Source organism: Sphingomonas phyllosphaerae, from assembly GCA_036946405.1.
GTDB classification, from domain to species: Bacteria; Pseudomonadota; Alphaproteobacteria; order Sphingomonadales; family Sphingomonadaceae; genus Sphingomonas; species Sphingomonas phyllosphaerae_D.
Genome location: JAQIJC010000001.1, coordinates 3,190,118 through 3,207,235, shown reverse-complemented (window position 1 = coordinate 3,207,235; position 17,118 = coordinate 3,190,118). Strand labels below are relative to the sequence as shown.

Annotated in this window: 17 protein-coding genes and 2 tRNA genes; 15 read left to right on the top strand and 4 right to left on the bottom strand. The window is 68.2% G+C overall.

Annotated features, from left to right (window positions below; translation table 11 throughout):
• Window positions 1-23 precede the first annotated feature (23 nt).
• The 6 genes from PGN12_15005 (at window position 24) to PGN12_14980 (ending at window position 3,379) form a co-directional block, all read left to right on the top strand.
• A tRNA-His gene (locus tag PGN12_15005) sits at window positions 24-100 on the top strand.
• A 90-nt stretch (window positions 101-190) separates the two neighbouring features.
• The gene (locus PGN12_15000) at window positions 191-1,246 is read left to right on the top strand and encodes an amino acid dehydrogenase (protein ID MEH3105194.1); all 1,056 of its coding nucleotides are present in this window, start codon (window positions 191-193) and stop codon (window positions 1,244-1,246) included.
• A gap of 237 nt (window positions 1,247-1,483) precedes the next feature.
• A complete protein-coding gene (gene ccmC, locus PGN12_14995) occupies window positions 1,484-2,209 on the top strand; it encodes a heme ABC transporter permease CcmC (protein MEH3105193.1) in 726 nt (241 codons plus the stop codon).
• A complete protein-coding gene (ccmD, locus tag PGN12_14990) occupies window positions 2,206-2,310 on the top strand; it encodes a heme exporter protein CcmD (GenBank protein MEH3105192.1) in 105 nt (34 codons plus the stop codon). Before ccmC ends, ccmD begins: the two co-directional genes overlap by 4 nt.
• Window positions 2,307-2,747 carry a cytochrome c maturation protein CcmE gene (gene ccmE / locus PGN12_14985; protein MEH3105191.1) on the top strand — a complete coding sequence of 147 codons (441 nt, stop codon included), beginning with the start codon at window positions 2,307-2,309 and terminating at the stop codon, window positions 2,745-2,747. The genes ccmD and ccmE overlap by 4 nt, the downstream gene beginning before the upstream one ends.
• Entirely contained in the window at window positions 2,747-3,379 is a 633-nt protein-coding gene (locus PGN12_14980; GenBank protein MEH3105190.1) for a hypothetical protein, read from the top strand. Before ccmE ends, PGN12_14980 begins: the two co-directional genes overlap by 1 nt.
• A 10-nt stretch (window positions 3,380-3,389) precedes the next feature.
• On the opposite strand, the gene PGN12_14975 is transcribed toward PGN12_14980, so the two are convergent.
• Window positions 3,390-3,608 (bottom strand): DUF3072 domain-containing protein, encoded by a 219-nt coding sequence (locus tag PGN12_14975; GenBank protein MEH3105189.1) that lies wholly within the window; start codon window positions 3,606-3,608, stop codon window positions 3,390-3,392.
• A 136-nt stretch (window positions 3,609-3,744) separates the two neighbouring features.
• On the opposite strand from PGN12_14975, the gene PGN12_14970 reads away from it, so the two are divergent.
• The 5 genes from PGN12_14970 to lldD all read left to right on the top strand — a co-directional run bounded on the left by PGN12_14970 (window position 3,745) and on the right by lldD (window position 8,546).
• Window positions 3,745-5,664 carry a potassium transporter Kup gene (locus PGN12_14970; protein ID MEH3105188.1) on the top strand — a complete coding sequence of 640 codons (1,920 nt, stop codon included), beginning with the start codon at window positions 3,745-3,747 and terminating at the stop codon, window positions 5,662-5,664.
• On the top strand, window positions 5,661-6,182 hold the full coding sequence (locus PGN12_14965) for a 2'-5' RNA ligase family protein (protein ID MEH3105187.1): 522 nt from the start codon (window positions 5,661-5,663) through the stop codon (window positions 6,180-6,182). Before PGN12_14970 ends, PGN12_14965 begins: the two co-directional genes overlap by 4 nt.
• Before the next feature lie 60 nt (window positions 6,183-6,242).
• Window positions 6,243-6,319: transfer RNA gene (locus PGN12_14960), tRNA-Met, on the top strand.
• Between the two features lie 189 nt (window positions 6,320-6,508).
• The gene (locus tag PGN12_14955) at window positions 6,509-7,321 is read left to right on the top strand and encodes a hypothetical protein (protein ID MEH3105186.1); all 813 of its coding nucleotides are present in this window, start codon (window positions 6,509-6,511) and stop codon (window positions 7,319-7,321) included.
• 79 nt (window positions 7,322-7,400) lie between these two features.
• Complete coding sequence (gene lldD, locus PGN12_14950) at window positions 7,401-8,546, top strand: FMN-dependent L-lactate dehydrogenase LldD (GenBank protein MEH3105185.1); 1,146 nt, start codon at window positions 7,401-7,403, stop codon at window positions 8,544-8,546.
• A 99-nt stretch (window positions 8,547-8,645) separates the two neighbouring features.
• Here lldD and PGN12_14945 read toward each other — a convergent pair whose 3' ends face one another.
• From PGN12_14945 to PGN12_14935, 3 genes are read right to left on the bottom strand one after another with little or no spacing between them, the layout of a single operon-like run.
• Entirely contained in the window at window positions 8,646-9,713 is a 1,068-nt protein-coding gene (locus PGN12_14945; GenBank protein ID MEH3105184.1) for a copper resistance protein B, read from the bottom strand.
• Complete coding sequence (locus PGN12_14940) at window positions 9,710-11,533, bottom strand: copper resistance system multicopper oxidase (protein MEH3105183.1); 1,824 nt, start codon at window positions 11,531-11,533, stop codon at window positions 9,710-9,712. The genes PGN12_14945 and PGN12_14940 overlap by 4 nt, the downstream gene beginning before the upstream one ends.
• 25 nt (window positions 11,534-11,558) lie before the next feature.
• Window positions 11,559-12,008, bottom strand: a complete 450-nt coding sequence (locus tag PGN12_14935) for a DUF2721 domain-containing protein (GenBank protein MEH3105182.1) — start codon at window positions 12,006-12,008, stop codon at window positions 11,559-11,561.
• 154 nt (window positions 12,009-12,162) lie between these two features.
• On the opposite strand from PGN12_14935, the gene PGN12_14930 reads away from it, so the two are divergent.
• The 4 genes from PGN12_14930 (at window position 12,163) to PGN12_14915 (ending at window position 17,038) form a co-directional block, all read left to right on the top strand.
• On the top strand, window positions 12,163-12,609 hold the full coding sequence (locus PGN12_14930) for a hypothetical protein (GenBank protein ID MEH3105181.1): 447 nt from the start codon (window positions 12,163-12,165) through the stop codon (window positions 12,607-12,609).
• Between the two features lie 7 nt (window positions 12,610-12,616).
• On the top strand, window positions 12,617-13,342 hold the full coding sequence (locus PGN12_14925) for a hypothetical protein (GenBank protein ID MEH3105180.1): 726 nt from the start codon (window positions 12,617-12,619) through the stop codon (window positions 13,340-13,342).
• A 202-nt stretch (window positions 13,343-13,544) separates the two neighbouring features.
• Window positions 13,545-14,681, top strand: a complete 1,137-nt coding sequence (locus tag PGN12_14920) for a thiolase family protein (protein ID MEH3105179.1) — start codon at window positions 13,545-13,547, stop codon at window positions 14,679-14,681.
• Entirely contained in the window at window positions 14,681-17,038 is a 2,358-nt protein-coding gene (locus PGN12_14915; GenBank protein ID MEH3105178.1) for a 3-hydroxyacyl-CoA dehydrogenase NAD-binding domain-containing protein, read from the top strand. Before PGN12_14920 ends, PGN12_14915 begins: the two co-directional genes overlap by 1 nt.
• Window positions 17,039-17,118: the final 80 nt, after the last annotated feature.

The following is a 17,118-nucleotide window of genomic DNA, read 5'->3' as shown; positions in this document are numbered from 1 at the left end:
CCGCTAGGGGCACGGCCTTCGCGGCGATCGTAGCTCAGTTGGTTAGAGCATCGGTTTGTGGTACCGAGGGTCGCGGGTTCAAGTCCCGTCGATCGCCCCATCCCTTCGTTTCTGTTTCTTGCTGGCGTTTTTCGCTCGACAAGATTATTGCGTCCGCCGGTAATTTAACGTCGGTCGCACTGGAGAGACGATGACCTCGGTCTGGGACTATCCCGATTTCGACAGCCATGAAGGGCTGCATCTGTTCACCGACCCGGCTTCGGGGCTGAAGGCGGTGATCGCGGTTCACTCCACGACGCTCGGACCGGCGGCGGGCGGGGTGCGCTTCTGGCACTATGTCGATGATTCCCGGGCGATTACCGATGCGCTGCGGCTCTCGCGCGGCATGAGCTACAAGAATGCGATGGCCGGGCTCGATCTGGGCGGCGGCAAGGGCGTCGTGCTCGCGGACCAGCCGGGCGCGACGATCAGCGACGAACAGCTGGTGGCGTTCGGCCGCGCGGTCGAGTCGCTGGGCGGCCGCTACGTCACCGCCGAGGACGTCGGCATGTCCGAGGCGCGCATGAAGGTGATCGCGGGCGAGACGCGCTACGTCTCCGGCCTGCCGGTCGCGCAGGGTGCGGCGGGCGGCGATCCCGGGCCGTACACCGCGCACGGCGTCTATCTGGGCGCCCGCGCCGCGGCGAAGCGCGGGCTCGGCAGCGACGACATGAAGGGCGTGCGCGTCGCGATCCAGGGGCTCGGCTCGGTCGGCGGCGGGCTTGCGCGGTTGCTGGCGAAGGACGGCGCGGTGCTGACGCTCGCCGACGTCGATCAGGCGCGCGCCGAGCGGATGGCGGCGGAGCTGGGCGCGACCATCGTCGCACCGGACGCGATCCTGTCGGCGGACGTCGATATCGTCAGCCCCAATGCGCTGGGCGCGATCCTCACCGAACGCTCGATCCCGACGCTCAAGGCGAAGATCGTCGCGGGCGGCGCGAACAACCAGCTCGAGGCGCGCGCCGACGGCCAGCGGTTGCACGACGCCGGGATCGTCTATGCGCCCGATTACGTCATCAACGCCGGCGGCATCATCAACGTCGGTTTGGAATATCTTGGCCATGGCGACGAGGCCGAGGTGATGGCGCGGATCGCGCAGATCCCCGGTCGGCTTGATCAGGTGTGGGATGAGGCCGCCGCCTCGGGCGATCCGACCGCCGAGGTCGCCGACCGGATCGCGCGCCGGCTGATCGGCCGGGCGGCTTGATGGCGTTTTGACACACTGTCGCCGCGTTCGACGGTGACGGTACGCGAGATGAAGCAGACATGGGCCCCTGCCTTCGCAGGGGCGACGGTTGATCGATCCCCGTCGCCCCTGCGAAGGCAGGGGCCCATGTCTGTCAAATCCGCTGCTACGCTCGCCGCGGGGCACGCCACCATTGTGTCCCCATCCACTAAACGCCCGGGGGGTGACGACCGCCCCCTGTTCGCCTATCCCGGCGCCGTGCCTTCGCTCCATGCCTTTGCCAACCCGGCCCGTTTCCTGAAGATCGCGCGACCGCTGACTCCCATTCTGTTCTGGGCGGGGGTGGTGTTGATCGCGATCGGCTGCTGGGCGGGGCTGACGCAGACCCCGGCGGATTACTTGCAGGGCGAAACGGTCCGCATCCTCTACATCCACGTTCCCGCTGCCTGGCTCGGGATGGGCGGGTGGAGCAGCATCGCGATAGCCAGCATCGTCTTCCTCGTCTGGCGGCATCCGCTCGCCATGATCGCCGCGCGCGCGACCGCCGCGCCGGGCGCGATCTTCGCTGCGCTCTGCCTCGTCACCGGCGCGATCTGGGGCCGGCCGACCTGGGGGACGTGGTGGCAATGGGACGGGCGGCTGACGTCGATGCTGCTGTTGTTCTTCGTCTATCTCGGCTTCATCGCACTGGCGCAGGCCGATCGCGAGCGTGACGGTGACGGGCGCATCCCCGCGCTCTACGGCATTGCCGGCACCGTGCTGCTCCCGATCATCCGCTATTCGGTCGTGTGGTGGAACACGCTGCATCAGGGGCCGAGCATCGGGCTGACGGGTTCCAGCATCGACCGCTCGCTGCTCTGGCCGCTGCCGATCATGCTGGCGGGCTTCTCGTTCTTCTTCGGTGCGGTGGTGCTGATGCGGATGCGGACGATGCTGGCGCGCGAAAAGGCCGAGGCGCGACTGCGGCGGCGGGCACGCGCATGAACCCGTGGCCGTTCGTCACCGGCGCCTATGCGCTGACTCTCATTGCTGCCGCAGCGCTCGCGTGGTGGAGCTGGCGCCAGATGCGGGACGCCGAGAAGTGACGCGCAAGAATCAACGGCTGATGCTGGTGCTGCTCGGGCTCGGCGCGATCGCCGCGGCGGCGTTGCTGGCCTTGTCGGGGCTGCGCGATCAGGCGGCGTTCTTCTACGCGCCCGCCGACGTGGCAGGTAACCTGCCGCCGCCCGACAAGGCAGTCCGGCTCGGTGGCATGGTCGAGCGCGGCTCGATCAGGCGCGCGGCGGACGGCGTCTCGATCGACTTCGTCGTCACCGATGGCAAGGCGACCACGCCGGTGCGGTTCAGCGGAATCGCCCCGGACCTGTTCCGCGAAGGCTCCGGCGTGGTGGCGGAGGGCCATTTCCGCCCCGACGCCTCGTTCGTCGCCACCAACCTGCTCGCCAAGCATGACGAGAAATACATGCCGCCGCAGATGGCGGGTAAGATGCATGAAACCCGCACGCTCGAGGAGCAGCGCTGATGGGCTTCGTCGCGCTTCTGGTGCTGGCCGCGGCGGCGTTTGCGGCGATGGCGTTGTGGCTGCGCGTCGATCGGCTGTTGTGGTCGATGATCGGCGCGGCGCTCTGTCTCGGTGGGGTCGGCTATGCGTGGCAGGGACGGCCGACGCTCGGCGCGGCCGCGCCGCAGCGGACCACGACGGTTCCGCCGGTCGACATTGAAGAGACGCAGCTGCGCGACAGCATGTTCGGCCGCTTCAACGCCGACACCGCCTATCTGATCGCCGCGGATGCGATGACGCGCAGCGGCAACGACGATGCGGCGGCACGGGTCATCCTCGGCGGGCTGTCGAAGCTGCCGCGGAGCTTCATCCTCTGGACCTGGGCGGGCGTGACGCTTTCTGCCGAAGCCGGTCACCGCGTGTCACCGCCCGCGCTTATTGCGTTCCGACAGGCGGCGCGACTGGCACCGGAGCACCCAGCACCGCCTTATTATCTCGGCTTTGCGTATCTGGAAGCCGGCGATATCGCCAAAACGCGCGCCCTGTGGACACGCGCCGTCCAGCTGTCACCGGACGGCACCCCCTACCGCATCGAGATCGCGCGCCGGCTGGCGTTGCTCGACCGGCTGATCGCCGCCAACGACGCGCGCTGACCGGCGCGGGCTATTTGCCGCGTCCGGTCTGTTCCTGAAGCGCGTCGATCCGCTTGGAGGCATCGGCCTTGGTCAGCGATTCGTCGAACGCCTCGCCGGCCTCTTCGCTCAACGTTCTCAGATAGCTCGCCTGTGCCCCGGTCATCGGCTCGTCACCGGTGGTCCAGTCGTCCGGGTCCTTTTCGGCGTTGGAAAAGGGTTCGCTCTTCGGGTTGTGGGTATCGGCCATGTTCGCAAGGTCCTTTCGCTGAACAGAACATTTATGTTCGCTCCCTGTTCCGCGTTGCGGGCGCATCGGCCGCGTGCTAGGCGCGCCAGCTTATGGCCACCAATGCGGACGACCTCTCGATAGCGGTGGCCAGCGCATGAGCGTCAGCACCGTCGACCCTGCCATCCGCGCACAGGCGGCGGCCGGGCATCATCAGCACAGCGGCAGCCTCGCCAAGCTCGCGCTCGGCGCGATCGGCGTCGTTTACGGCGACATCGGCACCAGCCCGCTCTACGCGATGAAGGAGGTGTTCGTCGGGCACCATCCGCTCGCGGTCGACCCACTGCACGTCTTCGGCGTCATCAGCCTCGTCTTTTGGTCGCTGATGCTGATCGTGACGCTCAAATACGTGCTGATCGTGCTGCGCGCCGACAACAATGGCGAGGGTGGCAGCCTCGCCTTGCTCGCACTGATCCAGCGGCGCTCGGGCGCGGGGAAGAAATGGGGGTCGAGCCTCGTCATCCTCGGCGTGCTCGCCACCGCCTTGTTCTTCGGCGATTGCATGATCACCCCGGCGATTTCGGTGCTGTCGGCGGTCGAGGGGTTGGCGACGGTCGAACAGGGCTTCGACTCGTTCGTGCTGCCGATTGCGGTGACGATCCTGATCGCGCTGTTCTACATGCAGTCGATCGGCACCGAGAAGGTCGGGCGGCTGTTCGGCCCGATCATGGCGGTCTATTTCGTGGTGCTGGCGGTGATGGGCATATCGCACATCATCCAGCGTCCCGACATTCTGTTCGCGCTCAACCCGATCTATGCGGTGCGCTTCGCGATGAACGACGGCGGGCTGGCGTTCCTCGCGCTCGGCTCGGTGGTGCTGGCGGTGACCGGTGCGGAGGCGCTTTATGCCGACATGGGGCATTTCGGTCGCCGCCCGATCGAGCTGGCATGGCTGGCGTTCGTCCTGCCGGCGTTGATGGTCAACTATCTGGGGCAGGGGGCATTGTTGCTCCAGAACCCGGCCGCCGCGGAAAATCCGTTCTTCCTGATGGCGCCCGAGAACTGGCGTCTCCCGCTCGTCATTCTCGCCACGATGGCGACGGTGATCGCCAGCCAGGCGGTCATTACCGGCGCCTATTCGGTCGTGCAGCAGGCGGTGCAGCTCGGGCTGATGCCCCGCATCCGCATCACCCACACCAGCGCGTCAGAGGCGGGGCAGATCTACATCCCCGCCGCCAATTGGGCGCTGATGGTGATGGTGCTGCTGCTCGTCTTCGGCTTCGGCGAATCGTCGAATCTCGCTGCCGCCTATGGCATTGCGGTGACGGGGACGATGTTCATCTCGACCTGCATGATCGGCGTGCTGATCCGCCGCGTGTGGCATTGGCCGCTCTGGGCAACCGCGCTGTTCGAGATCGTCTTCCTGTCGATCGACGGCCTGTATTTCGCGTCGAACCTCACCAAAGTGCCCGACGGCGGCTGGTTCCCGCTGCTGGTTGCGGTGATTGTCTTCGTGCTGCTCACCACCTGGTCGCAGGGGCGCAAGCTGATGATCGAACGGATGCGCGAGGCGGCGATGCCGATCAGGATCTTCATCGATTCGGCGGCGACCTCGGCGACGCGCGTCTCGGGCACCGCGGTGTTCATGACCTCGACCCCCGAGGGCGTGCCCCACGCCTTGCTCCACAATCTCAAGCACAATCGCGTCCTGCACGAACGCGTCATCCTGCTGACCGTGCGCGTCACCGACATGCCCTATTTTCCCGAGGAAGATCGGTTCCTCCACGAGGATCTGGGGCAGGGCTTCCACCGCGTCATCCTGCGCTATGGCTTCATGGAGGAGCCCGACGTGCCCGCGCATCTCAAGACCTTCGACGGCTGCGGCGCGGCGTTCCGGATGATGGACACCAGCTTCTTTCTCAGCCGCCAGACGTTGCTCGCCTCGGAGCGCCCCGGCATGGCGATCTGGCGCGAAAAATTGTTCAGCTGGATGCTGCGCAACGCGGAAAGCGCGATGGAGTTCTTCCGCCTGCCCACCAACCGCGTCGTGGAGCTGGGCAGCCAGATCGAGATTTGACCGCCGCGTTCGAGCCTGCGCCGATCATCGTCACCGCGCTGTTCGGGCGGGAGGATCAGGCGTTCTTCGATGCAGAGCGCAGCGCTTATTTCCCCCCCGAGCGCAACCAGCTCGCCGCGCATCTGACGATGTTCCACCATCTCCCGCCGTCCCTCGCGCCGGAGCTGAAGCAGCGGCTGGTCGCGGAGACGCGCGGCGTACCGGCACCAAACGCGCGGATTGCGGACGTGATCTCGCTCGGCCGCGGGGTCGCCTACCGCATCGACTGCGAAGCGCTCGCCGCGATCCGTGCGCGTCTCGCCGCGGCCTTCGCCGGGCTGCTGACCCCGCAGGATGCCGGCGGCTGGCGCGCGCATGTAACCGTGCAGAACAAGGTCGAGCCGGCGGTGGCGACGGCGCTGCTGGCGGACCTTCGCGCGCCGTTCCGGCCGCGCCCGGTTGCGATCGCCGGGCTGGCGGCCTATTGGTATCGGGGCGGGCCGTGGGAATTGTTGTCGAAGCATTCTTTCGCGGCTTGACCGCTTTGGTTCGGCTGCTATAGCCCGCGCCTCACGAGCGCTGGTTCCCTCGCTTGACGGGGCGGAGTAGCTCAGCTGGTTAGAGCAGCGGAATCATAATCCGCGTGTCGGGGGTTCAAGTCCCTCCTCCGCTACCATCCCTCTCATGGGCTGGAATGGCGATCAGGCGTTCGTGAGTGTTCCTTTTCCTGCCGACGCTGAACCCAAGCGGCGTTGCATCAGCGCCCTGCCGCGACGCAACCCGCTGGATCGCGTGGCAATCTGCTATATAGCATCGCTGCGGGCCGGCCGGGACGTGGCGTCCGCGTTTTCCCCGGAGTCCTCCCATGCCGCCGAACACCGCGCTCAGCGCCTTCGGATTCACCGATCTCGAATCGTCGCTCTACACCGAGCTGCTGCGGCAGGCGCCCGCCACCGGCTACCGGCTGTCGCAGCGCGTCGGCAAGGCGCCCGCCAACGTTTATCAGGCGTTGAAGGTCATGGAGCAGAAGGGTGTTCTGCTCGCCAGCAACAGCAGCGACCCGGTCACCTACACGCCGATCCCGCCGGCCGAGCTGTTCGCGTCGCTCAAGCGCGATTTCGATCGCCGCCATACCGAGGCGCTGTCGTCGCTCAGTGCCGTCTACCAGCCGACCCGCGCCGAGGAATTCTTCCAGTTGCGCTCGGTCGCGCATGTCGTCGAGCGCGTTCGGGCAATGATCGCGGAAGCGCGGGAGATTGTGCTCTTCGATCTGTTTCCGGCGGTCTTCGATCTTTTCGCGGAGGACATGGAGGCTGCCCGCGCGCGTGGCGTGACGGTGGCGGGGATCGCGTATCGTGAGGAACATGCCGGGCCGACCGTTCCGTTCAACCGCGAGGCGGCGGCGTTCGTCGGCGAAGGCTGGCCCGGAGTCGGCGTGCTGGTCGTCGCCGACGGCGCGCAACAGTTGATGGCGCAACTCTCGCTCGACATGGAGCATGTGCTCAACGGCTTGTGGAGCGACAGCATCTTCCAGAGCTGCTTCCTGCATTCCTATGTCGCGGCGCATATCCGCCTCGTCGCCTACCGCGCCGATCCGTCCGACCCGCTGCGCGAATTGTCGTTGCAACAGGCGCAGCCGCCGGGATTGCAGATGTTGATGGCGCAGCGCGACACCTGATCGCGCACATACCAGGGGTGGCATCGTTCCGCGCCTCGGCTAGGTAGACCCGGGATCATGGCGGAGGACGCGGCAGGACATGGCGAAGGCGGCATCGGCACTCGACTATCGCGAGCTGGCGCGACGGCGGCTGCCGCGGTTCCTGTTCGAATATATCGACGGCGGCAGCTATGCCGAGGCGACGCTACGCCGCAACGTCGACGATCTCGCCGAGATTGCGCTGCGACAGCGCGTGCTGACCGACGTCTCGACGCTCGACCTTTCCACGGAATTGTTCGGGCGGCGGCAGGCGTTGCCGGTCGCACTCGCCCCGATCGGGCTGGCGGGGATGAACGCGCGACGCGGGGAGGTGCAGGCGGCGCGCGCGGCGAACAAGGCCGGGGTGCCGTTCTGCCTGTCGACCGTCTCGGCCTGCCCGATCGGCGAGGTCTCGGCGCAGAGCGACGCGCCCTTCTGGTTCCAGCTCTACATGATCCGCGACCGCGCCTTCATGAAGGACCTGCTCGCGCAGGCGCGCGCCGCGGGGTGCAGCGCGTTGATCTTCACCGTCGACATGCCGGTGCCGGGCTCGCGCTATCGCGACTATCGCAGCGGGCTGGCGGGCGCGCCGGGGCTGGCGGGGGCGATGCGGCGGACATGGCAGTCGATCCTGCGCCCGCACTGGGCTTGGGACGTCGGGGTGCGCGGGCGGCCGCACCAGTTGGGCAACGTCGCGCCGGTGCTGGGGCGCAACACCGGGTTGGAGGATTTCTTCGCCTGGATGCGCAACAATTTCGACCCGACGGTTTCGTGGCGCGACCTCGAGTTCATTCGGGAAAGCTGGGACGGCCCGCTGGTCATCAAGGGCATCCTCGACCGCGAGGATGCGCTGGCCGCCGCCCAGCTAGGCGCGGACGGGATCGTGGTGTCCAACCACGGCGGGCGACAGCTCGACGGCGTGCCGTCGACCGCGCGCGCTTTGCCCGCGATCGCCGCGGCGGTGCGCGACCGGGTGACGGTGCTGGCGGACGGCGGGGTGCGCTCGGGACTCGACGTGGTGCGGATGCTGGCGCTGGGCGCACACGGCGTGTTGCTCGGGCGCGCGTGGGTCTATGCGCTGGCGGCGCGCGGCGAGGCGGGGGTGAGCCACATGCTGCAACTCGTCGAGGCCGAGATGCGCGTCGCGATGGCGCTGACCAGCTGCACCAGCATCGATAAGATCACGGGCGACGCGCTGGTGCGATAAACCGTTTTCGTCGCCCCGGACTTGATCCGGGGCCCCGCTCTTTCTGCGCTGTTGGAAAAAGAAGCGGGATTCCGGATCACGTCCGGGATGACGGCTTGCTCAGAACCACGCCCGCACGCCCAGCGCCACCACCGCGCCGCCACTACCACCACGCAGCCGCCGCGTCGCGCCGAACGCGCGTTCCCATGAGACGCCGACATAGGGCGCGAACTCACGGCGCAGCTCGTAACGCAGCCGCAGCCCCAGCTCGGCATCGACCAGCCCCGCACCGATCCGGTCGCGCGCAACATCCTGCGCCGAGAGGTTCAGCTCGGCGCGCGGTTGCAGGATCAGCCGCTGAGTGATCCGCTGGTCGTACGTGCCCTCGACGCGCGCCAGCACGTCGCCGCGGTCGGAGAGGAAGGCGGTTGCCTCGACATCGAACCAATAAGGCGCAAGCCCCTCGACGCCCGCGACGGCATAGCGGCGATCGACGCCGATTTCCTGCCGGATGCCGCCCTGCACGTTGAAATAGGGACCGATCGCACGGCTGTAGAGCGCCTGCACCTCGCCGCCCACGCGAGCGCCGAAGCGGCCATCACCCTCGCTCTTGACCACTAGCCGGTCGACGTCACCGCCGAACCACGCCTCGCCGTCCCAACGATAGCCATCGCGCCCGGCGCGCGGTTGCAGCTCGGCGATGTTGAGCATCACCTGCGTGAAGGTCATCCCGCCATGTTCGTGGCGCAATCGCGCCCGCGCCGGGGCCATCGCGCCCGCACCCCAGACGCGGTCGGCATAGGTTGGGGCCGGCGCGGCCGGGGCGGGGGCGTCGCCGGCGGGAAGCGCCGTGCCGCTCGCCGCCGCATCGCCCGGCGCGGCGGTGCAATGGCCCATCGCGGCATGTTCGGGGGGACACGGTTCGGACGGGCCGGTCGCCGGGATAGCCGCAGGAGCCTCGCAATGCCCCATCGCCGCATGTTCGGGTGAGCAGGCCGCGACCTCTGGCATCGGCATCGCCGCCGCCGCCCTGTGCCGCGCCGGGCGCTTCACGGTACGCGGCTTCGGCTTCGGCGTCGCCGCCGGCTTGGGCATCGGCATCGGCATCGTCATGCCCGGCCTGTGCCCGGCATGATCCATCCCCTGCATCTGCGCCGCGGCGAGCGCGATTATCAGTACCACGCTCATGCCGCACCCTCGCCGCGTGGGCGGACGGTGACGACCTGCATCATCCCGGCGTGCATGTGGTACAGCATGTGGCAGTGGAACGCCCAGTCGCCGACCGCATCGGCGGTCAGGTCGAAGGTGACGGTGCCGCCGGGCTGGACCTGCACGGTATGCTTGCGCGGGGCGTGGTCGCCATGCCCGGTGACCAGCTCGAAATAATGGCCGTGCAGGTGAATGGGGTGGCCCATCATCGTGTCGTTGACGAGCGTGACGCGCACGCGCTCATTCTCGAGGAACGCGAAGGGCGCGGTGACCTCGTTCAGCTTCTCGCCGTCGAACGCCCACATATAGCGTTCCATGTTGCCGGTCAGATGGATGCGCAGCGCGCGGTCGGGGGCGCGCACGTCGGGGTTGCGCGACGCGGCGACGAGGTCGCGATAGGTCAGCACGCGATGCCCCACATCGGCCAGCCCCTGGCCGGGCTCTCCGGTGCGGTCGACCGGCATCGGCGCGATCGTCTGAACGGTCGGCGTGCGCTTCACCTCTGGCGCGTTGGCGAAGTTGCGCATCGAATCGTTCATCGCGGCCATGTCATGTCCGGGCGCAGCGTTGCCGGGCATGTCGTGGCCGCTCATCTGGTGCCCCGCCATGTCGTGACCCGCCATGTCGTGCGCGCTCATGTCATGCGGCGCCATGGCGCCGTCGTCGCCCATCGGCCCCATCGCGCCCATCCCCATGTCCTTCATGCTCGCGAGCGGGCGGGGGCGCAGCGGCGGCGCGGCGGCGCGCATTCCGACGCGCGGCGCGAGCGTGGCAAGCGCCATGCCCGATCGATCGACGCTCTCCGCGACCAGCGCATAGGCACGGTCGTCCGACGGCGTGACGATCACGTCATAGGTTTCGGCGACCGCGACCTGAAGTTCGTCGATCGTCACCGGGCGTACCGCCAGCCCGTCTGCCTCGACCACCGTCATCGCCAGTCCCGGCAGTCGCACGTTGAAGGTCGTCATCGCCGAGGCGTTGATGAGCCGCAGCCGCACGCGCTCGCCCGGCGCGAACAGCCCGGTCCACTGGTCGCGCGGGCCGTGGCCGTTGACCAGATAGGTATAGGTCGATGCGGTCACGTCGGCGATATCGGCCGGGTCCATCCGCATCTTGCCCCATTCGATCCGTTCGCCCGCGCGCTGATCGCGTCCAGCGAGCAGCCCGGCCAGCGTCTGCTTCTGGTAATTGAAATAGCCGCCCTGCTGCTTGAGCTTGCGGAAGATCGCGTGCGGGTGGCGCTGGCTGTGGTCGGACAGCAGGATCACATGCTCGCGCGCCGGCCCGGCCGGATCTGGCATGGCAGGGTCGATCACGATCGGGCCGTATAGCCCCATCTGCTCCTGCAACCCCGAATGGCTGTGATACCAATAGGTGCCGGCCTGCCGGACCGGAAATTCGTAGGTGAAGGTCGATCGCGGCGCGATACCGGGAAAGCTGACGCCCGGCACGCCGTCCATGTGGAAGGGCACGAGCAGCCCGTGCCAGTGGATCGAGCTTTCCTCGTCGAGCGCATTCTCGACGTGCAACCGCACGGTCTGCCCCTCGCGCAGCCGGATCAGCGGCGCGGGGACACTGCCGTTGATGCCGATCGCATGGCTGCGGTGCCCGTCGATCGTCATCATCTGATGCGCGATGCGCAGGTGGATGTCGTTGCCCGACACTTCCGGTCGCGCGGCGATCCCGGCGCTGCCGCCTTGCGCCCAGGCCGGCGCGCAGGCACCCGCCGCCAACATCCCGCCGGCACGCAGAAGGTTGCGGCGACCGAAGCGGGTCGCCGTGTCATGATCGCTCGTCATTTGCGTCATATAGGACGTCGGTGCGTCAATGCAGCAGTTCGTCGCGCACGCGGATCGCCTGGCTCGACAGGCGCACCTCGATCATGAACGCGACGAACGCCGCAATCAGCAGCGACATCGCCAGGATGAAGCTGACCGCGACATACGGGCCGATATGGCTGTGCGTCAGCGCGCCCATGAACAGCAGCGCGACCACGATACAGGTCGCCACCGCGCTGGCCACCGCAAGGAACAGCGCGAAGTTGATGACGCTCATCCGCTTGGCCAGCCGGCGCAATTCCCACACCAGCCGCGCGCGTTCGTCGATGCCGATCTGCGGATGGCGTTCCTCCAGCACCCGCACGCGGTCGATCACGCGCGACAGCCGGCCGGTCAGCACGTTGAGCAGCGCGCCGATCCCGGTCAGCACGAATACCGGGCTCAGCGAGGCCTGGATCGCCTCGGCGATGGTGGGCAGGGCGGGGGCGTAAGGCATTGCGGTATGTTGTGGCGTGTCGTGGCGCGATCGACAACGTCGGATGACAAATTGTTACGGACGCGACCGGATCGTTGAAGCGGCGCGGTGCGTACGTATCTCGGGATACGGTCACCGGGCAGCATGGTCCGGGGCCGACGCAAGGAGAAACGCCATGATCGTCTCGATCGTCGCCGGGCTGTTGCTCGGCACCCCCTTCGCCCCCGCCTCTGCCGACGCGGCGCACCGCGTGCAGATGGACCATCGCGGGCAGCAGGTCGACGTCACTTACCGCAGCGAGATCGACGTCACGCACAAGCAGGTCGGCGCGGTCGGCGCACCGGGTCGCCCGAGCGCGCTGCGCTGCGCCTGGACCGCCTCGGTCGACGTCCACCGCGAGGCGCGCCACGCCGCCGGGCATGTGATGGCGCGCACGATCAGCGCCGACACAGCCCTGACCGGCAGCCGCCCGGGCTGGTGCGCGACGCAGCGCGACGCGATCGCGCAGGATGTCGCGGCACGCAGCGGCAAGGTCCGCGACCATCTGCTCGCGGTCGCCGCGCGCGATCAGGACGCGCTGGTCGCCGAACTCGACGCCGCGCACGACCGGGTCCGCGGCTAAGGTGCGGATGCGTTACGTGATCGCCGCCATGCTCTCGGGCGTGGCGGCACTCCCCGCCGCGGCGCAGGTGCAGGCCGGCGTCGAACTCGCCACCGACGAGCGCCGCCGCGGGATCAGCTGGAGCGACGGCAAGGCCGCACCGTCAGCCTATGCGCGCATCGACCTGCCCGCCGGGTTCGACCTCGGCGCGCGCGTGCTCGCGACACGCGGCGACGCGCGCCATGACGGCGCGGACGGCGTGATCGAGCCGACGCTCGGCTATTCACGCGACCTTGCCGGCTTCCGCCTCGATGCGTTCGCGACCGGGCATTTCTTCACCGGCGCGCGCGGGCGGATGGATTATGGCGAGCTGGGCGCGGGGCTCAATTACTCGCTTGGTCCGGCGCAGGCCGGGGTCGAGGCCCGCTACGCCCCGTCGCAGAGCGCGATCGGCGGCGACAATCTCTATCTCGGCGTGCGCGGGCGGGTCGGTATCCCGGCGACGCCATGGACCGTGACCGCCAGCGCCGGGCGTTCGTCGGGCAGCATCGACGACGCGACCCGCGCGGCGCGGCTGCGCCCGGACGGGACCTATCACGACTGGTCGCTGGGCGTGCAGCATATCACCGGGCCGCTGACCGTGGCGCTGGAATATACCGGCACCGACATCCGCGATCAGCCCGACCCGTCGCGCTTCGCGGTGCGCGAACATGCAGGCGACCGGCTGGCGGCGCGGATCTCGCTGGGGATTTGAGGACCCTTCGTCATTCCCGCGAAGGCGGGAATCCAGAACCTCTGACCTCTCGCCTCTATTCACGGACCTGCGCGTCTGGATTCCCGCCTGTGCGGGAATGACGGTGGTTGGTAGCTGCGACGATCTCCCACCAAAACCCCCTTGAGCCTACACTGACGTTGACGTAAACGGTAGGCAACATATCGCATCGAGAGGGTTACCGATGACCGACGTCGTGATTGCCGGCTATGCCCGGTCGCCGTTCCATTTGGCGGGCAAGGGCGCGCTGGCGCGGGTCCGGCCCGACGACCTCGCCGCGCAGACGATCCGCGGCCTGATCGAGAAGACCGGCGTCGACGCGTCGTTGATCGAGGATATCGTGCTCGGCTGCGCCTTCCCCGAGGGCGAGCAGGGGCTGAACGTCGCGCGCATGATCGGCCTGCTCGCCGATCTGCCGCTGTCGGTCGGCGGGATGACCGTCAATCGCTTCTGCGGCTCGTCGATGAGCGCGATCCACATCGCGATGGGGCAGATCGCGGTCGGGGCGGGCGAGGCGTATATCTGCGCCGGGCTGGAATCGATGAGCCGCGTGCCGATGGGCGGCTACAACCCGCTCCCCAATCCGGAACTCGCCGCCAAGAGCGCCGGCGCGTACATGGGCATGGGGCAGACCGCCGAGAACGTCGCGCAGAAGTACCAGATCACCCGCACCGAGCAGGAAGCCTTCGCGGTCAAGAGCCAGCAGAAGGCCGCCGCCGCGCGCGAGGACGGCCGCCTGTCCGACGAGATCGTCGCGATCAAGACCAAGGCCGGCGCGGTCGATCAGGACGGTACGCTCCGCCCCGACACCACCGCCGAGGCGCTTGCCGGGCTCAAGCCGGCCTTCTCGGCAGAAGGTTCGGTGACCGCCGGCACCTCCTCGCCGCTCACCGATGGCGCGAGCGCGGTGCTCGTCACCTCGGAAGCGTTCGCCAAACAGCACAACCTGCCGATCCTCGCGAAGATCAAGGCGATCAGCGTCTCGGGCTGCGATCCCGAGACGATGGGGCTCGGCCCGATCGGCGCGTCGAAGAAGGCGCTGGAGCGCGCCGGCATCTCGTCGAACGACCTTGACATCGTCGAGATCAACGAGGCGTTCGCGAGCCAGGCGATCGCCTGCATCCGCGACCTCGGGCTGAAGGAAGAGACGATCAACCTCGACGGCGGCGCGATCGCGATCGGCCACCCGCTCGGCGCGACCGGCGCGCGGATCGTCGGCAAGGCCGCCGCTTTGCTCGCGCGCGAGGGCAAGCGCTACGCGCTCGCCACGCAGTGCATCGGCGGCGGGCAGGGCATCGCCACCGTGCTGGAGCGCGTGTGATGAGCGACGGGATCAAGCCGGAGGGCGTCACGCCCGAGTCGATCAAAAAGGTCTGCGTGATCGGCGCGGGCGTGATGGGGGCAGGGATCGCCGCGCAGGTCGCCAATGCCGGCGTGCCGGTGCTGCTGCTCGACATTCCTGCCAAGCAGGGCGACGACCGCGACGCGGTCGCCAAGGGCGCGGTCGCGAAGATGCTCAAGACCGAGCCCGCCCCCTTCATGTCGCAAGCGGCAGCGAAGCTGGTCGAAACCGGCAACATCGACGACCATCTGGAGCGCGTCGCCGAATGCGACTGGATCGTCGAGGCGATCGTCGAGCGGCTCGACATCAAGCAATCGCTCTACGCCAAGCTGGAACAGTTGAAGCGTCCCGGCGCCGCGGTGTCGTCGAACACCTCGACGATCCCGCTCGAACGGCTGGTCGAGGGGCGCAGCGAGCAGTTCCGCCGCGACTTCCTCATCACGCACTTCTTCAACCCGCCACGCTACATGCGGCTGGTCGAGATCGTCCGCGGCACCGAGACCGATGCCGGCACCGCGGGCAAGGTCGAGGAGTTCGTCGACCGCTTCATGGGCAAGCGGATCGTCCGCGCCAAGGACACGCCGGGCTTCATCGCCAACCGCATCGGCACCTATTGGCTGGCGGTCGCGGTCAATGCCGCGATCGACCAGGGGCTGACCGTCGAGGAAGCCGACCAGATCGGCGGGCGCCCGATGGGCGTGCCCAAGACCGGCATCTTCGCGCTGATCGACCTCGTCGGGGTCGACCTGATGCCGCTGCTCGCCAAGAGCCTGTCGGACACGCTGCCGCAGGGCGATCCCTATTTCGCCACCGTCCGCCCGCTGCCGCTGGTCGACCGGATGATCGCCGAGGGCTTCACCGGCCGCAAGGGCAAGGGCGGCTTCTACCGGCTCGACAAGGGCACTGGTGGCAAGCGCATCAAGCTGGCGATCGACCTCACCTCGGGCGAATACCGCCCCGAGGCCAAGCCCGAGGCGCTGCCCGCCGCCGCCGAGAAGGACCTCGCCGCGCTCGTCACCGTCCCCGGCAAGGTCGGCGATTATGCGTGGACGATCCTCGGCAACGTGCTGAGCTATGCCGCGATGCTGGTCGGCGAGGCCGCCGACGACGTCGTCGCGATCGATGACGCGATGAAGCTCGGCTATAACTGGAAGTTCGGCCCGTTCGAGCTGATCGACCGGCTGGGGCCGGGCAAGCTTGCCGAGCGTCTCCGCGCCGCGGGCCGCGCCGTGCCCGCGATCCTCGACACCGCCGGCGACCGCCCGTTCTACCGCGTCGAGGGCGGGGTGCGGCAATATCTCGGCAGCGACGGTGTCTATCACGACGTGCCGCGTGCCGAAGGCGTGGTGCTGCTCGAGGACATCAAGCGCCGCGCGCAGCCGGTGGCGAAAAGCGCATCCGCCGCGCTGTGGGACGTCGGCGACGGTGTGCTGTGCCTCGAATTCACCGCGAAGATGAATGCGCTCGACGGCGAGGTCGCCAGCCTGATCCAGCAGGCGATCCCGCTCGTGCAGGAGCGGTTCAAGGCGCTGGTGATCTATAACGAGGGCAGCAACTTCTCGGCTGGGGCGAACCTCGGGCTCGCGCTCTTCGCGGTGAAAGCCGGGGCATGGGGCGAGATTGAAAAGCTGATCGTCGGCGGGCAGCAGGCGTTCAAGGCGCTGAAATACGCGCCCTTCCCGGTGGTCAGCGCGCCCGCGGGCATGGCGCTGGGCGGCGGGTGCGAGGTGCTGCTCCACTCCGACGCGGTGCAGGCGCATGCCGAAAGCTATATCGGGCTGGTCGAGGCCGGGGTCGGGCTGGTGCCGGGCTGGGGCGGGCATGGCGAATTGCTCGACCGGCTCACCAAATCGAAGGGCATGCCGCGCGGGCCGATGCCGGCCGTCATGAAGGCGTTCGAGCTGATCTCGACCGCGCAGGTATCGCGTTCGGCGGCGCAGGCAAAGGAGATGGCGTTCCTGCGTCCCTCCGACGGCGTCACGATGAACCGCGATCGGTTGTTGGCGGATGCCAAGGCGAAGGCACTGGCGCTGGTCGACGGCTACACGCCGCCCGAGCCGCCGACCTTCCGCCTGCCGGGTGCCAGCGGGCGCACTGGGCTGGCGGGCGCCGTCGCCGATTTTCGTCGCAAGGGCGTCGCCACCGCCTATGACGAGGTCGTCGCCGGGCGGCTCGCCAACGTGCTGACCGGCGGCGAGGCCGATCTGGTCGACACCGTCACCGAGCAGCAATTGCTCGATCTGGAGCGCGAGGCCTTCATGGAAAGCGCGCACGACGAGCGGACCCATGCCCGCGTCGAAAGCATGTTGATGACCGGCAAACCGTTGCGCAATTGACGCAATCCTCCCCCGTCGGCCCGGGCGGGGGAGAGGGTTAATCCTGCGTTCAATGGAACAGGACGCAGGAACACCGGGCC

Excerpts from the sequence above, each read along its gene's own strand:
- PGN12_15000 (MEH3105194.1), top strand. The coding sequence starts at position 191 with ATGACCTCGGTCTGGGACTATCCCGATTTCGACAGCCATGAAGGGCTG.
- ccmD (MEH3105192.1), top strand. The coding sequence starts at position 2,206 with ATGAACCCGTGGCCGTTCGTCACCGGCGCCTATGCGCTGACTCTCATT.
- PGN12_14980 (MEH3105190.1), top strand. The coding sequence starts at position 2,747 with ATGGGCTTCGTCGCGCTTCTGGTGCTGGCCGCGGCGGCGTTTGCGGCG.
- PGN12_14975 (MEH3105189.1), bottom strand. The coding sequence starts at position 3,608 with ATGGCCGATACCCACAACCCGAAGAGCGAACCCTTTTCCAACGCCGAA.
- PGN12_14970 (MEH3105188.1), top strand. The coding sequence starts at position 3,745 with ATGAGCGTCAGCACCGTCGACCCTGCCATCCGCGCACAGGCGGCGGCC.
- PGN12_14955 (MEH3105186.1), top strand. The coding sequence starts at position 6,509 with ATGCCGCCGAACACCGCGCTCAGCGCCTTCGGATTCACCGATCTCGAA.
- lldD (MEH3105185.1), top strand. The coding sequence starts at position 7,401 with ATGGCGAAGGCGGCATCGGCACTCGACTATCGCGAGCTGGCGCGACGG.
- PGN12_14945 (MEH3105184.1), bottom strand. The coding sequence starts at position 9,713 with ATGAGCGTGGTACTGATAATCGCGCTCGCCGCGGCGCAGATGCAGGGG.
- PGN12_14940 (MEH3105183.1), bottom strand. The coding sequence starts at position 11,533 with ATGACGAGCGATCATGACACGGCGACCCGCTTCGGTCGCCGCAACCTT.
- PGN12_14935 (MEH3105182.1), bottom strand. The coding sequence starts at position 12,008 with ATGCCTTACGCCCCCGCCCTGCCCACCATCGCCGAGGCGATCCAGGCC.
- PGN12_14930 (MEH3105181.1), top strand. The coding sequence starts at position 12,163 with ATGATCGTCTCGATCGTCGCCGGGCTGTTGCTCGGCACCCCCTTCGCC.
- PGN12_14925 (MEH3105180.1), top strand. The coding sequence starts at position 12,617 with ATGCGTTACGTGATCGCCGCCATGCTCTCGGGCGTGGCGGCACTCCCC.
- PGN12_14920 (MEH3105179.1), top strand. The coding sequence starts at position 13,545 with ATGACCGACGTCGTGATTGCCGGCTATGCCCGGTCGCCGTTCCATTTG.
- PGN12_14915 (MEH3105178.1), top strand. The coding sequence starts at position 14,681 with ATGAGCGACGGGATCAAGCCGGAGGGCGTCACGCCCGAGTCGATCAAA.